The organism is Candidimonas nitroreducens, from assembly GCF_002209565.1.
In the GTDB taxonomy this organism is placed as follows: Bacteria; Pseudomonadota; Gammaproteobacteria; order Burkholderiales; family Burkholderiaceae_B; genus Candidimonas; species Candidimonas nitroreducens.
Genome location: NZ_NJIH01000014.1, coordinates 48,341 through 64,336, shown reverse-complemented (window position 1 = coordinate 64,336; position 15,996 = coordinate 48,341). Strand labels below are relative to the sequence as shown.

General features: G+C 64.6%; 15 protein-coding genes. 9 read left to right on the top strand and 6 right to left on the bottom strand.

Going from position 1 to position 15,996, the window contains the following annotated elements:
* Positions 1-306 precede the first annotated feature (306 nt).
* On the top strand, positions 307-1,629 hold the full coding sequence (locus CEY11_RS21785) for an MFS family transporter (RefSeq protein ID WP_088605537.1): 1,323 nt from the start codon (positions 307-309) through the stop codon (positions 1,627-1,629).
* 117 nt (positions 1,630-1,746) lie between these two features.
* On the opposite strand, the gene CEY11_RS21780 is transcribed toward CEY11_RS21785, so the two are convergent.
* From CEY11_RS21780 to CEY11_RS21765, 4 genes are all read right to left on the bottom strand, one after another.
* Entirely contained in the window at positions 1,747-2,505 is a 759-nt protein-coding gene (locus tag CEY11_RS21780; protein WP_088605536.1) for an SDR family NAD(P)-dependent oxidoreductase, read from the bottom strand.
* 171 nt (positions 2,506-2,676) lie between these two features.
* Positions 2,677-3,687, bottom strand: coding sequence for a Bug family tripartite tricarboxylate transporter substrate binding protein (locus tag CEY11_RS21775; protein ID WP_088605535.1), 1,011 nt, complete (start codon positions 3,685-3,687; stop codon positions 2,677-2,679).
* A 156-nt stretch (positions 3,688-3,843) separates the two neighbouring features.
* A complete protein-coding gene (locus tag CEY11_RS21770; protein ID WP_088605534.1) occupies positions 3,844-4,968 on the bottom strand; it encodes an alpha/beta fold hydrolase in 1,125 nt (374 codons plus the stop codon).
* A 129-nt stretch (positions 4,969-5,097) separates the two neighbouring features.
* The gene (locus tag CEY11_RS21765) at positions 5,098-6,879 is read right to left on the bottom strand and encodes an FAD-dependent monooxygenase (RefSeq protein ID WP_158215409.1); all 1,782 of its coding nucleotides are present in this window, start codon (positions 6,877-6,879) and stop codon (positions 5,098-5,100) included.
* Between the two features lie 145 nt (positions 6,880-7,024).
* On the opposite strand from CEY11_RS21765, the gene CEY11_RS21760 reads away from it, so the two are divergent.
* The 6 genes from CEY11_RS21760 to CEY11_RS21735 all read left to right on the top strand — a co-directional run bounded on the left by CEY11_RS21760 (position 7,025) and on the right by CEY11_RS21735 (position 13,070).
* The gene (locus tag CEY11_RS21760) at positions 7,025-7,549 is read left to right on the top strand and encodes a VOC family protein (protein ID WP_088605532.1); all 525 of its coding nucleotides are present in this window, start codon (positions 7,025-7,027) and stop codon (positions 7,547-7,549) included.
* Between the two features lie 301 nt (positions 7,550-7,850).
* Positions 7,851-8,819 (top strand): Bug family tripartite tricarboxylate transporter substrate binding protein, encoded by a 969-nt coding sequence (locus tag CEY11_RS21755; protein ID WP_088605531.1) that lies wholly within the window; start codon positions 7,851-7,853, stop codon positions 8,817-8,819.
* Positions 8,820-8,999: 180 nt separating this feature from the next.
* On the top strand, positions 9,000-9,794 hold the full coding sequence (locus tag CEY11_RS21750) for an enoyl-CoA hydratase/isomerase family protein (protein WP_088605530.1): 795 nt from the start codon (positions 9,000-9,002) through the stop codon (positions 9,792-9,794).
* A gap of 233 nt (positions 9,795-10,027) precedes the next feature.
* Positions 10,028-10,765, top strand: coding sequence for a gluconate 2-dehydrogenase subunit 3 family protein (locus tag CEY11_RS21745; RefSeq protein WP_088605603.1), 738 nt, complete (start codon positions 10,028-10,030; stop codon positions 10,763-10,765).
* 10 nt (positions 10,766-10,775) lie between these two features.
* Positions 10,776-12,551 (top strand): GMC family oxidoreductase, encoded by a 1,776-nt coding sequence (locus CEY11_RS21740; RefSeq protein WP_088605529.1) that lies wholly within the window; start codon positions 10,776-10,778, stop codon positions 12,549-12,551.
* Between the two features lie 120 nt (positions 12,552-12,671).
* Entirely contained in the window at positions 12,672-13,070 is a 399-nt protein-coding gene (locus CEY11_RS21735; protein WP_233155018.1) for a c-type cytochrome, read from the top strand.
* Positions 13,071-13,240: 170 nt separating this feature from the next.
* Here CEY11_RS21735 and copD read toward each other — a convergent pair whose 3' ends face one another.
* Positions 13,241-14,122, bottom strand: a complete 882-nt coding sequence (gene copD, locus CEY11_RS21730) for a copper homeostasis membrane protein CopD (RefSeq protein WP_088605528.1) — start codon at positions 14,120-14,122, stop codon at positions 13,241-13,243.
* 16 nt (positions 14,123-14,138) lie between these two features.
* The gene (gene copC / locus CEY11_RS21725) at positions 14,139-14,519 is read right to left on the bottom strand and encodes a copper homeostasis periplasmic binding protein CopC (protein WP_088605527.1); all 381 of its coding nucleotides are present in this window, start codon (positions 14,517-14,519) and stop codon (positions 14,139-14,141) included.
* Positions 14,520-14,704: 185 nt separating this feature from the next.
* On the opposite strand from copC, the gene CEY11_RS21720 reads away from it, so the two are divergent.
* Positions 14,705-15,196: a DUF2165 family protein gene (locus tag CEY11_RS21720; protein ID WP_088605526.1), complete on the top strand. Its 492-nt coding sequence runs from the start codon at positions 14,705-14,707 to the stop codon at positions 15,194-15,196.
* 8 nt (positions 15,197-15,204) lie between these two features.
* Positions 15,205-15,981, top strand: coding sequence for a transporter (locus CEY11_RS21715; RefSeq protein WP_408608158.1), 777 nt, complete (start codon positions 15,205-15,207; stop codon positions 15,979-15,981).
* The last annotated feature ends 15 nt before the right edge of the window (positions 15,982-15,996 follow it).

Sequence of the window (15,996 nt, the reverse complement as noted above, 5' to 3'; positions counted from 1 at the left end):
GGGGGGCTGGCGGCGCGCCGCCGCTGGCCTGCCGCGCAAAGCAGTCCGCCCGGAACTAGTATAATAAACAGTCTTGCCACGCTGCCGGCTCATTTGCCGGTTGTCCAGAATGGCACACAAACCTGCAGGCCGCCGTTCGTTTCTGCACCCGCCCGCTCCCGGCCCATCGGCCGAGTCCCGGCGGCAAACCCGGCGCATCGCCCAGGATCCCGTTTCCGCAAGCAGCCATAACCGCAACGCCCCAGGGGCGTTTTCGGCGTTGGGCGGCGACTGGACAGCAGCAACATCAGGAAGAAACCACTTAGCATGAGTACTCAAACATCCACAGTCCCTGCCGCGGCCGCGGCGCCGCACTACAGCGCGGAAGAAAAGCGCAAGCGCGTATTCGCCATCGTCGCGGCCTCGTCGGGCAACCTGGTCGAATGGTTCGACTTCTACATCTACGCATTCTGCGCGATCTACTTCGCGCACGCATTCTTTCCCCAGTCCGATCCCACGGTGCAGCTGCTGAACACTGCCGGCGTGTTCGCTGCCGGGTTCCTGATGCGGCCCATCGGCGGCTGGCTTTTCGGGCGCATCGCCGACAAGCACGGCCGCAAGATATCGCTGCTGATTTCCGTCGTCATGATGTGCGGCGGCTCGCTGGTGGTGGCCTTCCTGCCCACCTACGCCAGCATCGGCGCCTGGGCCCCCGGCCTGCTGCTGCTGGCGCGCCTGGTGCAGGGCCTGTCGGTCGGCGGCGAGTACGGCACCACCGCCACCTACATGAGCGAGGTCGCGCTGCGCGGCCAGCGCGGCTTCTTTGCCTCGTTCCAATACGTAACGCTGATCGGCGGCCAACTGCTGGCGGTGCTGGTGGTGGTCATATTGCAGCAATTCCTCAGCCTCGACCAGCTGCGCGACTGGGGCTGGCGCATTCCCTTCGTAGTGGGCGCCGTCACCGCGGTCGTGGCGCTGCTGCTGCGCAGCACACTGCACGAGACCTCCACCGCGGCCACCCGCGCCAACAGCGAGGCCGGCACCCTTACCGCCCTGTTCCGCCACCACAAGGCGGCGTTCTTCACCGTGCTGGGCTTTACCGCCGGCGGTTCGCTGATCTTCTACACCTTCACCACCTACATGCAGAAGTATCTGGTGAACTCGGCCGGTATGCCGGTCAAGACCGCCAGCTATGTGATGACCTTCTGCCTGTTCGTCTACATGTGCCTGCAGCCCGCGTTCGGCGCGCTGTCCGACCGCATCGGCCGGCGCAACAACATGCTGCTGTTCGGCGGCCTGGGTGCGCTGTGCACGGTGCCGATCCTGGCCACCCTGCACCACGTGACCAACCCCTATGTTGCGACAGTGCTGATCATCGTGGCGCTGGCCATCGTCAGCTTCTACACGTCCATCAGCGGCATCGTGAAGTCGGAAATGTTCCCGCCCGAGATCCGGGCGCTGGGCGTGGGCTTCGCTTACGCGGTGGCCAACGCCATATTCGGCGGAACGGCCGAATACGTGGCCCTGGGCCTGAAATCGCTGGGCAACGAAACCAGCTTCTTCTGGTACGTTACGGCCATGATGGTAGTGGCCTTCCTGGTCAGCCTGCGCCTGCCGCGCCGGGCGGCCTACCTGCACGACGAGCACTAGGGTAGTCCGCTAGCCCACGGAATCCCTGTTCATGAGCCGGGCCAGGAACCCGGCCGGCAAAGCGCGGGGCCGCAGACGCCACGGCCTCGGGCTCGGCCCTGGGCTCGCCCGACAGGCCTATAGGAACATGCCGCCCGAGATCTCGATGCGCTGGGCGTTGATCCAGCGGTTCTCGTCGCGCAGCAGGGCCGCGATGGCGCCGCCTATATCGTCGGCCTGGCCGACGCGGCCCAGAGCCGTGTTGGCTGCGATACCGCGGTTGACCTGTTCGTTGTCGCGCACCACGCCGCCGCCGAAATCGGTGGCGATTGCACCCGGCGCCACGGCATTGACGGCGATGCCGCGCGCACCCAGCTCCTTGGCCATATAGCGGGTCAGCACCTCGATGCCGCCCTTCATGGCGCCATAGGCGGCATAGCCCGGCAAGGCAAAGCGCGCCAGGCCCGAGGACAGGTTGACGATACGCCCGCCATCGGCGATCAGGGGCAGCAGCTTCTGCGTCAGGAAAAACGGGCCCTTCAGATGTATGTTCATCAGCTCGTCGAACTGCGCTTCGGTGGTCTCGGCGAATGCCGCGTGGATGCCGATGCCTGCGTTATTCACCAGAAAATCGAAATTGGCGCGCTGCCAGCGCTGTTGCAACGCGCCGGCGACTTGCGCGGCGAAGGCCTCGAAGGTGTCGCTGCGAGCGACGTCCAGCTGCAGCGCAAGCGCCTGCCGCCCCGCCTGCTCGATCTGCCGCGCCACGGCCTGCGCCTCGGACTGATTGCTGCGATAGGTAAGAATGACGTCCACGCCCTGTCCCGCCAGCGCCAGAGCGGTATTCCTGCCCAGTCCCCGGCTGCCGCCGGTGACGATCGCGATCTTGCTATCCATGCCATGACTCCTGGTCTCTGTTCACACTGAAAGAGGTGCTATACCCCTTTAGTGTAAACAGCTAAACAGGTGCGGCCGGCGAGGTGCGGCCGGCGAGGTGCTGGCGGAGATGTGTGGCCGGCGCTGCGCTGCAGCTTAGCCGCCGCCGGGCCGGTACGGGCCGTACCCAAGCTATTGAGGCGCGATATCTGCCTTGCGCAGAACTTCGGCCCAGCGGAGTGTTTCGGCCTTGAGGCGATCGCCGAGCTTTGCTCCGCTGGAATATGAAGCATCGATCGAAAGCGCCGCCAGCCGCGATCTTACGGCGCTTTCGCCAAGAGCCCTCTTGACCGCAGCCGATAATTTTTCAGCCTGGTCTTGCGGCAGTCCCTTGGGCCCGAACAGCCCCCACCACGAGGTCACATCGATATCGGGGAACCCTGCCTCTGCCATCGTGGGGACATCGGGAAGGCCGGGCACTCGATGCGTGCCGGTAATGGCCAAGGCCCGCACCTTGCCGGCCCGGATCTGCTGCAGCGCGCTGCTCAGGCCGGTGAACAGCATCGACACCTGGCCGCCGATGACGTCGTTGAGCGCCGGGCCTACGCCTTTGTAGGGCACATGCGTCATGTCGGCCCCGATGGTCGTACGGAACAGCTCTCCGGCGATATGCGGCGGGCTGCCCAGCCCCGCCGAGGCAAACGACACCGCGCCGGGAGCAGACCGCGCCAGCGCAACCAGTTCCTTGACGTTCGCGGCCTTGACCCGGGGGTTGACGATGAGCACCAGGGGCGCGGTCGCGACGGTCGCAATCGGCTGCAGGTCGCGTTCCGAGTCGTAAGGCATATGCTTGAACAGCGACGGATTCACTGAAAGCGCCATGTCGCCCATCAACAGCGTCGTCCCGTCCGGCGCCGACTTGGCGACGTAGTCCGCACCGATATTGGTACCCGCCCCCGGACGGTTATCGACAATGACAGGCTCGTCGAGTTCTTTCCCGAGTGCGTCCGCCAAGTGCCTGGCGAGGATGTCCGTGCCGCCGCCGGCCGCGTACGGCACGACGATGCGCAGCGCTCTGGGCCGCGCCGAGCCGCTCGAGGGCCAGCCGAGCGCGGACACCGCCGCGCCGATCGTCACTATGCAGAAGCCCCGGCGCCCGCGCGCACCCGTAGCGGAAGTTTCAGGCAAACCACGAAAATTCATTGATGTCTCCAGTCAATATTGCTGCCAGTCGGCCTGATACGGGTTTACGATCAGCACGGCAAGCGCGTTGAACGAACAAGGCGCGCAGCCGACGAACAAGACATGTAGTACGGCCGGGCAAAGCAACGCCGCTGTCTTTTTGATCGCGGATCCGTATCAAAGGCCTCGGGCCCACGAATCAAGCAGCTGGGCCACACGCTCGATGTCGGGGCCCTGCGTAAGGTAATGCGGGGCTCCCTTGATCTGCACCAACTGCCCACGGCTACCGGCAGCAGTGCACCACTCGCGGATCTGGCTCGGAAATACGGTTTGATCCGCGCTGTATTCCACTATCAGAACCGGCGCGCGCGTCTTGCTTAGACACTCCGGGCCCAGCGCACGCGTATGCCATGGGCTCCACTGGCTCAGGAACGACCGCAAGGTGCAGAACCTGGCCAGCCCGTTCGCCGCCGCGTTGTAGAGCCGCGCATCGCCGCCCAGGCCACCCAAGCCGCGATCACTCGCATCGAGCGTCAAGTCCACCGTCCGGGGGTCTGCCTGCGTCCGGCGCACAATAAAGGCATCGTCGGCGATCTCTGGCGGTACCGAGCGATCCAGTTCCTGCAAGCGGCATTCCACCCAAGCCACGATGCGTTTCAAGCGCCGCTCCTGGGCAAGCCGGAATTCCCTGACCCACTCCCGATCCAGCGGGGCCGTCCTGCCTTCCGCAAACAAGTCCCATTGCGGGTCAATCCGCGCAGCGTCGCTTTCATCCAGCACGGACGGATCGATCTTCGCAAGCAACTGCGTGGCTCGACCGGGGTGTGCCGCCACCAGCGCAAGCGCATCGGCGGCAGGCAGGGCTGCGGCGGCAATATCGCATAGCCTCCCATCGGGCGTCGTGCGGATGCTGGGCAGTTCGGCCTGCTGCTGGTAGAGCGCGGCAAGCGACCCGCCGCCGGAATTTCCAAGCATGACGATCTTGCGATAGCCCCTGTCGCGCAGAAACCTCATGCCCGCGGCCACGTCATGAAGCGCCATCTCCATGAGCAGCACTGAATCATTGCCGACATAGCGCGTATTCAAGGCCAGCAGGCCCGCGTTGTGCTTGGCCAGCGGCCCCAGCAGATAATGGCCATGAAAGTTGCTGGTCGGATGAAACACGATGAACGCCAAATCCAGCGACCCGTCGGCGGCAGGCATGTAGTTTCCATACACCTTCGGGTTCGCCCGCTGGAGTCCGCTCTGGCTTTCCATGTAGCCGCCAGGCACGGTTGCAAGGGCAACAAGCTGCGGGCTCATGGCTTCCCCTTCGTTTGGACGGCTTTGCCTGCAGCGCCGAGGGTTTGCCCCGCCCCTGCCCCGCGCCTTTGCGGCGCACAGGCCCTTGGCTCGGCCCGGCCCAAGGCCACTGGCAATGGTTTCTTCATTTCAAGCTCCTCGGACTTTATCAATCAGGGACTCGGCATCCCCGGCACCCAATTCCTCGCCCATCCACGCAATGTGCTGATCCGGCCGAACCAGAACCAGCGAGGTGAGGTATGGGCCGCGCAACTGGGGCTCGTGACATTCGACGACATCCAGAGGCAGGCCCACCGCCCTTGCCGCGGCCGCCAGGGCCTCGACGGTTCGAGGGCGGGACTCGATCACAAACAGCGTAAACGCCCGGCCGAAGAGATCCAGCGTGGAACGGCCATCGCTCAGCCACACATGCGGCGCACGCGCGCCGACTTGCGCATAGTACGGAAAGACCATGACCTCAGAAGCGGCCAGCTCTGTGTCCTGAGGCTCGGGCACGACACCTTGCGCAAGGTGCACGCCCAGGCGCTGGCGTTCCCGCAGTGCAGTCGGGGTCACGGGTGAGCCGTCGGCGAAGTGCGTGGCCAGCCCGGCGGCAATACCGGGCCGCGGCTCGGGCTTGCTTCGATCTGTTTTCGACTCTGCCTGCGCACATATGGGCGAACCTGCATACCTATAGCCCAAATCGACGCCGAGCTTGTACCATTCTCTTAACATGGTCGCGGCAAACCGGCGGCCGACCTCATAGCGTACGATCGCGCCCTCGCGCGTCGCATCCAACAGCCGCGGCTGCGAACCCGGCGACAGCGTGCGCATCAGGTTTCCCGTAGCTTCGCGTACCGTGCGCAACGCAATCTGCCGACGCTCGGACTCATACGACTGAAGCAAACCTTCACCGCCCCAACCGCGAAGCGCCCCCTCCAGCTTCCATGCCAAGTCGACCGCATCGGCAATACCCGTGTTCATGCCGAAACCGCCGGTCGGCGACATCACATGAGCGGCATCGCCGGCGAGAAAGACGCGCCCCTGGCGGAAGCGGCGGGCCACCATTTCGCGGCGCGCCCAAGGCATGACGGAAATGACTTCGAATGGAACCTCCGCCCCCAAGGCCCGCCGAATTGCCGCGCGGACTTGTTCGGATGTCAATTTTCCCGACTGGCCTATGTCGGTAATCGACAATCTCCAGACGTCGCGGCCGCTGATGGCGACCATGGACGCCCATGTCCCTTCCTCTCCGATGAAGAAGTGGCGATAGGCAAGAGGCTTGTTATAGATCTTGTAGATATCGGGGCACCTGAACATGACGTTGGTCGAGTACGTAAGCACGTTACCCGCATCGTCTTCGGCACCCAAGGCCTTACGCACACCGCTGCCGCCACCGTCGCACGCCACCAGGTAGCGGGCCCGGATCGCCACGTCTTGCCTGGCGCGAAGATCCTGCACCCGGGCGACAACGGCGCTGCCGACCTCCTCGAAGCCCAGCATGCGATGCTCGTATTTCAACGATACCGTGCCGAAAGTGCGAGCCTTCGCCTGCAAGATCGGATCAAACATGGTCTGAGGACAGCGGATGCGCGATTCCGGGCTGTGGCCGGACTGCAATTCTTCCGCGCCCCCGGAAGGGGTGGCAAAAGCCTCGCGCCCCAGCTCGTAGCCCGCCACGCTGGTCAGATAGACCATGTCCTGCGGGTAATCTTTAGGGAAGTCGCAATGCTTCATTGCATCGACGATTCCCCAGCGACGGCAGAACTCCATGGTTCGGATATTCACCCCGTCCATCTTGGGCTGCTCGATGACGCCGTCGGTTTGCTCTACCAGCACACAGCGGACGCCACGCCATCCCAGCTCCAGCGACAATGCCAGCCCCACGGGGCCGCCGCCGACAATCAGGACATCTGTCTCTAGCTCTTTCATATTCCGTCTTGCTATGCATTTCATATCATTGACGGCATTATGTCATTAATGCCAAAATGGCACAAGTGTCATATCAACGCATGTAATGTAATCAGCACATGTTTTTCCGGCGCACGCGAAACGCGCGGCGCCTTAGGAGCCGTCAATGAACTTCACCCCCCTGGGCCTGGATCACGTGGCCTATCGCTGCAAGGACGCGCGCGAAACGACCGAGTTCTACACCAAGCTGCTGGACATGCCGCTCGTGGCGGCAATTACCTCTGAATATGTTCAGTCCACCAAAGAGCGCTGCCCACACATCCACATCTTCTTCCATATGCGCAATGGCGGATGCGTGGCTTTTTTCGAGGTTCCGGACGAACCTCCCATGGATCGCGATCCGAATACGCCCGCATGGGTTCAGCACCTGGCGCTGGAACTGCCGGACATGGAAACCCTGATGGCCGCCAAACAGAGACTGGAGGCCGCCGGCGTAAAGGTAATCGGCCCGAAGGACGGCCATATGTGCGTATCGATCTACTTTTTCGATCCGAACGGCCACCGCCTCGAACTGACCATACGGAAGATCGTCCCGGACGAGCGCACCGAGCGCGACGCATACCGTATTCTCGACCGCTGGATGGAAACCAAATCCGAGGTGCGAGACCTCGAGCTCGAACGGCCGATCTGACCAGCCGCAACGGCCTGGCGACAAGCTGCTTCCCACGCGCCGCAATCGCCGGGCGCGGCGCCCGGCCGTCAATATCTTTCCCTGCCCGATCTCGACACGGCCAGCCGCCGCCACGCCCCGTAGCCGCACGGCCACGCTCCAGGCGCCGCGCCGCCGCACCCGGCATATATTTCCATTAGATGAAATTAGAAGGTGCCGCAATCGCCCGGTGTACGTACACTGGGCCCTGGCGCGGCAAGGTGGCGTTCGCCGCCTGCCGGCCCCACATCCGAATCAGACATCCACGACCAAAGGAGACCTTATGAAACTCAAAACACTTTTCCTGGCGGGCGCGCTGTGCGCCGCGGCAGTGTCCACAGCCCCCGCCAGCGCGGCATTTCCCGATAGACCCATAGAAATAGTGGTGCCCTTCTCGCCGGGCGGCGGCACCGACCAGATCTCGCGCACCATCGCCGAAGGCATGTCCAAGGCCCTGGATCAAAGCGTGCTGGTGCTGAACAAGCCAGGCGCCGGCACGGTGATCGGCACCGGCTACGTCGCCAAGAGCAAGCCCGACGGCTATACGCTGGTCATGGCCACCTTCGCACACGCGGTCAACCCCGCCCTGTACAAGAAGCTGCCCTTCGACGCCGACAAGGACTTCACCCCGATCGCGCTCATAGGCACCTCTCCGAACGTGCTGGTGGTCAACGGCAACAGCCCGTTCAAGACGGTCAAGGACATCATCGCCTACGCCAAGGCCCATCCCGACAAGCTGACCTTCGGTTCCTACGGCACGGGCACCTCGGCGCATTTGTGCGGCGCCCTGTTCGAAGACCTGGCCAAGGTGAAGATGACGCACGTGCCCTACAAGGGCAGCAGCCCGGCCATCACCGACCTGCTGGGCGGCCAGATCAACATGGTGTTCAGCACCGCGGCCAGTGTCTCGCAATACGTCAAGAGCGGGCGGCTGCGCGCCATCGCCGTCACCTCGAAGCAGCGCTCTTCGGCCTTTCCCGGCGTACCCACCATCGCCGAATCGGGTCTGCCCGGCTACGAGGCCGAAAGCTGGTACGGGCTGCTGGCACCGGCAGACACGCCCGCCGACGCCATTGCCAAGCTGCACGACGCCACGGAACAGGCCATACGCTCCAAGGCGTTCCAGCAGCGCATCGCCATCGAAGGCTTGAAGCCGCATACCGGCCAGCCGCAAGACCTGCAGGACTACATACTGAAAGAAGAAAAACTCTGGCGGCGGGTCGTCAACGACTCTCATATCTCTCTGAACTGAGCCCCGGCGCCCCAAGGCCCGCATCGCGGAAGACTCCGGCGCACGGTACAGCCCCCCGTGCGCGGCGCGCCGCCCGGAAGCACCAAACAGCCTGCGCACTGCAAGGCAGCCCGCAGGCATCCGGCAAGTCTATGGAGCGACGCGGCGACGTTTTTTTACCAAAGCAAAGTTGAATCACACATGAGCACATCCGACCTGATCCGCCTGGAAATCGAACAAGACCTGGCCATCGTCACCCTGAACCGCCCCGAAAAGCGCAACGCGCTGAACGACGCCATGCGCGAAGAACTGCTGGCCGTGCTGCGCGAGGCGGCCGCCGACAAGGCCGTCAAGGCCCTGATCCTGACCGGTGCCGGCCAGGCCTTCTGCGCCGGCGGCGACATCGCCGCCATGCAAGAGCGCGCACAAGCGCCGGCCGGAGAAGTCGCCTTCAATGGCTGGAGCCGGCAGCAGCGCACCCACCAGGCCGTGGCCTTTCTGCACGAGCTGCCCAAGCCGGTAGTGGCGGCGGTCAACGGCCCGGCCACCGGCCTGGGCGCCGACATCGCCATGGCCTGCGATTTCGTCGTGGCCGGCGCACACGCCAGCTTCGCCTGGAACTATGTATTGCGCGGCCTGATCCCGGATGGCGGCGGCATGTACTTCCTGCCGCGCCGGGTCGGGCTGGTCAAGGCCAAGGAACTGATCTTCTCGGGCCAGACCATCGATGCGCCGGAAGCCCTGCGCATCGGCGCGGCCGACCGGCTCGCCGAGGCCGATGCGCTGCTTGCCGAGGCGCGCAGCCTGACGCGGCAATTCACCCAGGGCTCGGGCGCCGCCATCGCGCTGGGCAAAGCCACGCTGAACCAGAGCTTCGAACTGGACGCCCACACCATCTTCGCCCAGGGCAGCCAGGCCCAGGCCATCTGCTACACCACCACCGAGCACCAGCAATCGGTAGCAGCGTTCCTGAATCGCAAGAACCGGAACCGCTGATCCGGCGCCAGCCTTTCCACGCGGTATTTCAAACCAGCCGCCTTGGCCGCGATCAAGGCGGCCCCTCAAAACATTACCAATCTTTTCATTAATGGAAATATGTTTTCTATTAATGAACATGTCAGTTTCCTGCCGCCAAAATCCATGATGGGCTTGTTGTCATCTTAGAGGGTAACAAACCATTACGCGGCGCCCGTCCCGTCCGGCGGGAGATGTACATCCAGGAGAAGCACATGGACGAATTCAAGGAAAGCCGACGCACCTTTCTGCGTGGAACCGTCATAGGAGGGACTGCCGCGGCGGGCGGTGCCCTGCCGCTGGCGGTGCTGGCGCAGCAAGCCGCGAATACGGCTGCGCAACCCGCCGCGGCCGCCGCGCCGGCCGCAGAGATACCTGCCGGCTATGTCTTTCTGACCCCCGACGAACAGGCCTTCGTCGAAGCGCTGGTCGAGCACATGAGCCCCGCGGACGGCGACTTTCCCGGCGGCATGGATCTGGGCCTGCACACCTTCATCGACCGTGCCCTGGCCCAGGATTGGGGCAAGGGCGACAGGCTGTACGCCAACGGCCCATGGAAACAGGGCACGCCCAACCAGGGATACCAGCTGCCGCTGACGCCAGCGCAGCTGGCCCGCACCGGCATCCGCACGACCGGCGCCGCCTGTACAGAGAAATACGGCAAGGGCTTCGACCAGCTCACCGAAGCGCAGCGCGAGGAAGTGCTCAAGAGCCTGCAGTCGGGCTCGCTGGAATTGAAAGACGGGCCGCCGCCCAAGGAGTTCTTCGCCCTGCTGATGCAAATGGTGGTGGAAGGCACGTTCAGCGATCCGATCTACGGCGGCAACAAAGACAAGGCGGCCTGGAAGGCCATAGGGTTCCCCGGTGTGGTGGCCACGCATGCGCTGGACATCGTCAATTACCGCAACAAACCCTATCCCACCAAGCCGCTGAGCATTGCCGATCTTGCCTGAGGAGCCCGACATGGCCAAAACATTGAAAGAAGTCGACGTAGTCATCATCGGGATGGGCTGGACCGGCGGCATCCTGGCCAAAGAGCTGGCCGAGGCGGGCCACACCGTGGTGGGGCTGGAGCGCGGCGCCGACCGCACGCCGGCCGAGGATTTCTCGGTGCCGCACGTACGCGACGAGCTCAGCCACAGCAAGCGCCACGTGATGATGATGAATACCAAGGTGGACACGCTTACCATCCGCAACGACATCAAGCAGGAGGCGCTGCCCATGCGCCGCCTGGGCTCGTTCCTGCCCGGCCAGGGCCTGGGCGGTGCGGGCGACCACTGGAACGGCCACACCTGGCGCTGGACGGATCACGACCTGAAAGTCCGCTCGATGTACGAAGAGAAATACGGCAAGAAGTTCATCCCCGCCGACATGACCATCCAGGACTGGGGCGTGGACTACAAGGAATTGGAACCGTACTACGACAAGTTCGAGAAGACGGCGGGCATCTCCGGCCAGGCGGGCCGGCTCAACGGCAAGACCGTAGCCGGCGGCAATCCCTTCGAAAGCGAGCGCACGGACGACTATCCCTGTCCGCCGCTGCATCGCAGCTATGCCGCCGAAGTCTTTGGCGAGCTGGCAAAGAACAAGGGCTACCACCCTTTCCCCACGCCCACGTCCAACACCTCCAAGCCCTACACCAACCCGGACGGCATGACCTTCGGGCAATGCCAGTACTGCGGTTTCTGCGAGCGCTACGGCTGCGAATCGAATGCCAAGGGCAGTCCGCTGATCACCGTCATCCCCATGGCCAAGAAGCAGAAAACTTTCGAGCTGCGCACGCACGCCTGGGTCAACCGCATCAACACCGACAAAAGCGGCAAGGTCGCCACGGGGGTCACCTACACCAACGTCAATACCGGCGAACAGTTCTTCCAGCCGGCCAAGCTGGTGATCCTGGCGGCATTTGCGCTGAACAACGTCCACATGATGCTGCTGTCGCGCATCGGCACGCCTTATGATCCGCGCACCGGCAAGGGCGTGGTGGGCCGCAACTACTGCTATCAGACCGGCGCCGGCGCCACTCTGTTCTTCGAAGAAGGCCACATCTTCAACCCCTTCATGTCCACCGGCGGCCTGTCGACCGTGATCGACGACTTCCATTCCAACTGGGACTTCGATCGCACCGAGGCCAACTTCATCGGCGGCTATACCGTCACCGGCGGCATGTATCACGGCCGTCCGATCGAGTACCACCCGGTGCCCGCCGGCACCCCGGCATGGGGCAAAGAGTGGAAGGCGGCCGTGCGCAAATGGTATCTGCGCTCGATGTCGATAGGCTCCTCGGGCAGCGTGATGGCCAACCGCTACAACTACCTCGACCTGGATCCCACCTACACCAACCAGTTCGGCGAGCCGCTGATGCGCATGACCTTCGACTACAAGGGCAATGAACAACGCATCTCGGGCCATGCAGCGAAAATCATCAACGAGCTGGCGCGCACGGCCAACCCCACGCATCTGAACGAAGCCAAGGCGCGCATGTCGTGGTCGGTGGTGCCCTACCAGAGCACGCACAACACCGGCGGCACCATCATGGGCACCGATCCTTCGACCAGCGTGACCAACAAGTACGGCCAGGTCTGGGGCGTGCACAACCTGTTCATTACCGGAGCCTCGCTGTTCCCGCACAACTCCGCCTACAACCCCACCGGGCCGGTGGGTGCGCTGGCGTACATGGCGGCCGACGCGATCAAGAACCAGTACTTCAAGAATCCGGGCGCGCTGCTGCACGTCTGAGCGCGGCCGCGCACGGACGGGCGCGCCGTGCCTGCCGCCGCCACGCAAGCAGCGGTGGGCCCCGCCCCGTTCGCGGCCACCCACGGCAAGCCCGAACCCATTACTTACAAGGAATTCAACATGAACCCAAGCATCTTCAAACGCAGCGCCCTGGCCGGCATGGCCTTGTGCGCGGCAAGCGGCATGGCCCTGGCGCAGGACGCCGCACCCGATGCCGCCCAGATCCAGCGCGGTAAGCAAGCCTTCCAGGTTTGCCTGGCCTGTCACAGCGTCACCAAGGGCCAGCAGGGTATCGGCCCGAGCCTGGCGGGCGTCTACGGCACCAAGGCCGGCGACGTGGCCGGCTATCGCTTCTCGGGCCCGATGAAGCGCAGCGGCTTGATCCTGGACGCCGCGACGCTGGATAAGTTCATCGCCAATCCCCAGGCGGTGGTGCCGGGCACGCGCATGCCCTTCTCGGGCATGCCCGACGCCAATATGCGCAAGGATCTGATCGCCTATCTGTCCACCTTGAAATAAAAGGCGATGCCGGGGCTTCGGCCGCCGCCTTGCGGCCGGCCCGAAGGCCCGGCTCGGGCGCGGTCAGAGTCCGTCGACGCGCCCGGGAGCGCCGTCTCTGTATGGCCCGCGGCACAAGCACGAAAAGCACAAACAGCACGCCTATCGAGGCATGGCCGGCACGGCCCGCACTATGCGGGCTCCAGGGTGGCGAACCAGCTGACCAAGGCCAGCACCAGCAAGCCCAGCGTGATTTCGGTCAGCACCAGCCTGCCGAACCAGCGCGCGGCGGCCGCGGAGTCCAGGCGCATGCGCGGTACCAACACATAGCGGTTCACCACTGCGGCCAGCGCCATCAGCGCGACCAGCGCTATCTTCAGCGACAGCAGCAACTGATACAGCGACGCCCAGTGCCAGGGCCAAGTGCCCAGCACCAGGCCGGTATTGACCGCGCCGCTGGCGATCACCAGGGCAACGGCGACATGCCCGGCCCAGGAATAGCGTACATGGGTATGCACTACCGCGGCGCGTCGGCCGTCGTTCAGGCCTTCGAGCGTCAGCCATAAAACCGGCAGGCCGCCCAGCCAATAGGCGCCGGCGTACAGATGCGCGAGCTGCACGGCGCCGGCCAGCACAGCCTGCTCGCCCGTGTGGCTGGCGGCATGCCCGACAAAAGCCATGCAGCCCAGCATGGCCGCGGCCAGCCACAGCAGCGCCGGGCGGCGCCAGGGCCGCGCCCCGGCCAGCGCGCACACGGCCGCCGCCACGGAAAAGCCCAGCTGCCAGCGCCATACCCGGCCATAGGCCGTGCCCAGCACGGCCCGCCAGGTCGAGGGGTCATGCACATCGGGCCAGCCGCTGCCCATCTGGCCGGCCTCCAGGCCCAGCAGCAAGAAGGCGCACACACAGGCCGCCAGCGCGCAGGCGCGCAGCAGCGCTTCGCTGCGGGCACGCGACCAGCCCCGCGCTGCGCGCGGGGTCAGGCATTCGACATAAATGCCGGTGCCCAGCAATACATAAAGCGAAACGAAATGGACGAAGCGTGTGCCGATGTAGACCGAGGCCAGGCTCATGGGTCGCCTGCCGGCGCTATTTCACGCTGAAGGAGTACTGCCCCTTGGTCTTGTGGCCGTCCACCGCCACCGCATGCCAGTCCACCACGTAGCTGCCAGCGGGCATGGGCCCCTGCACGGGAACGCGCAGCACGGCCTTGTCGTGCGCGTCCACCGCGGGCTTGCCCAGCTTCACGGCCGCCGCGCCAGGCCCCTTCAGGGAAATGCCGGTGAAAGCCGGCTCCACCCCTTCGGAAAAGTGCAGCTCTATGGTTTTGGGCGCTGCGGCCGCCACACTATCGGCGGCCGGCATTTGTGATTTAAGATGCGCGTGGGCAAACGCGGCCGGCGCAATCAGCAGAGCCAAGGGAAAAACCGAGGCGGCGGCCAGGCCGCGCAAAAAACGAGGGGAAGACATGGCAAATATCCCGAACAATTTGAATAAGAACAGTTACTATAAATCCGATAGCTTGCGCGGCCCTGAACCCGCCGGCCCGCCGTCGCGGCCAGTCTAGACCGGCCGCGGCCGGCGCCAGTTCTGAAGCGCCCGCCACACCCTTCAAACCATACGCAAAAACCGACCACGTCACCCTGGAGACGGCCGTGACCCTGCGCTACTCGAAGATCTTGTTTGTCGCCGCGATGGCGCTGTACGCAACGCTGGTGGCCTTCGGCAACATCACCGATTACGGCACCAACTTCGCCTTTGTACAGCACGTGTTCATGATGGACACGATCTTTCCGGACTCCGGCATCAAGTACCGAGCCATCCAGGCGCCCTTCATGCATCACGCCGGCTATGTGCTCATTATCGCCTGCGAAACGCTGACCGCGGTGCTGTGCTGGGCCGGCAGTGTCCGGCTGCTGAAGCAACTGCGCGCGCCGGCCGAGCGCTTCAACCGCGCCAAGCCCCTGGCCGTGGCCGGATTGTCCCTGGGCTTTCTTACCTGGCAGGTAGGCTTCATGTCCATAGGCGGGGAATGGTTCGGCATGTGGATGTCCAAAGAATGGAACGGACTGGACAGCGCCTTCCACTGCTTCGTCATGTTCATCCTGGTGCTGCTGTACCTGGTGCAGCGGGACGGTGAACTTTGAACACCGCAATGCGGGCCGGGCCCGCCCGCGCCGCTCGAGCCACCCGGCCCGCCGCGAAGGCGCTGCTTGCGCTGCTGCTCGCCCTGCCCGCGGCCTCCAGCCTGGCGCATCCGCTGGTCAGCGACGACACCGGCACCGTGGGCGCCGGCCATTGGCAATACGAATTGAACGCGGAACAGACCGCTGCGCAGCCCGACACCGGCCGGCAGCAGCTGTGGAGCACCTCGCTCACGTATGGCGCGACGGACACGCTCGACGTATACGCCAACCTGCCCTACACACGGCTGCAGTACCCCGCCGCCTCGCGTGGCAGCGGGCCGGGAGACACGGAAATCGGCATGAAATGGCGGCTGCTCGAAGACGGGGCCTTCAGCTTCGCCCTCAAGCCCAGGCTGATGGTGCCCACCGGCAGCAGTGCCAGAGACCTGGGCAGCGGACGCCCGGGCGGCGGCGCTACGCTATTGGCCGAATACAGCCAGAACGGGTTCACCGCCGTGCTGAATTCCGGGGCGCTGTGGCAGCCCAACGACCAGGGCAAGCGCACTCTGGCATGGCAGGCCTCGGCGGCGGCGCTGTACGCGCTGCTGCCCACGCTGCAGGTGGCGGCCGAGATCGGCGCATCCAGGAACTTGGATCACGGCCGCGACGACAATCCGGCCTTCGCCATCGTCGGCGCGATCTACAGCCCGACGCGCCGCCTCGACCTGGACGTCGGCTACCGCAAGGGCCTGAATTCGCAGACCTACAGCCACTCGGTCATGGCCGGCCTGACCCTGCATTGGTAAGGCGGCCGGGCGCCG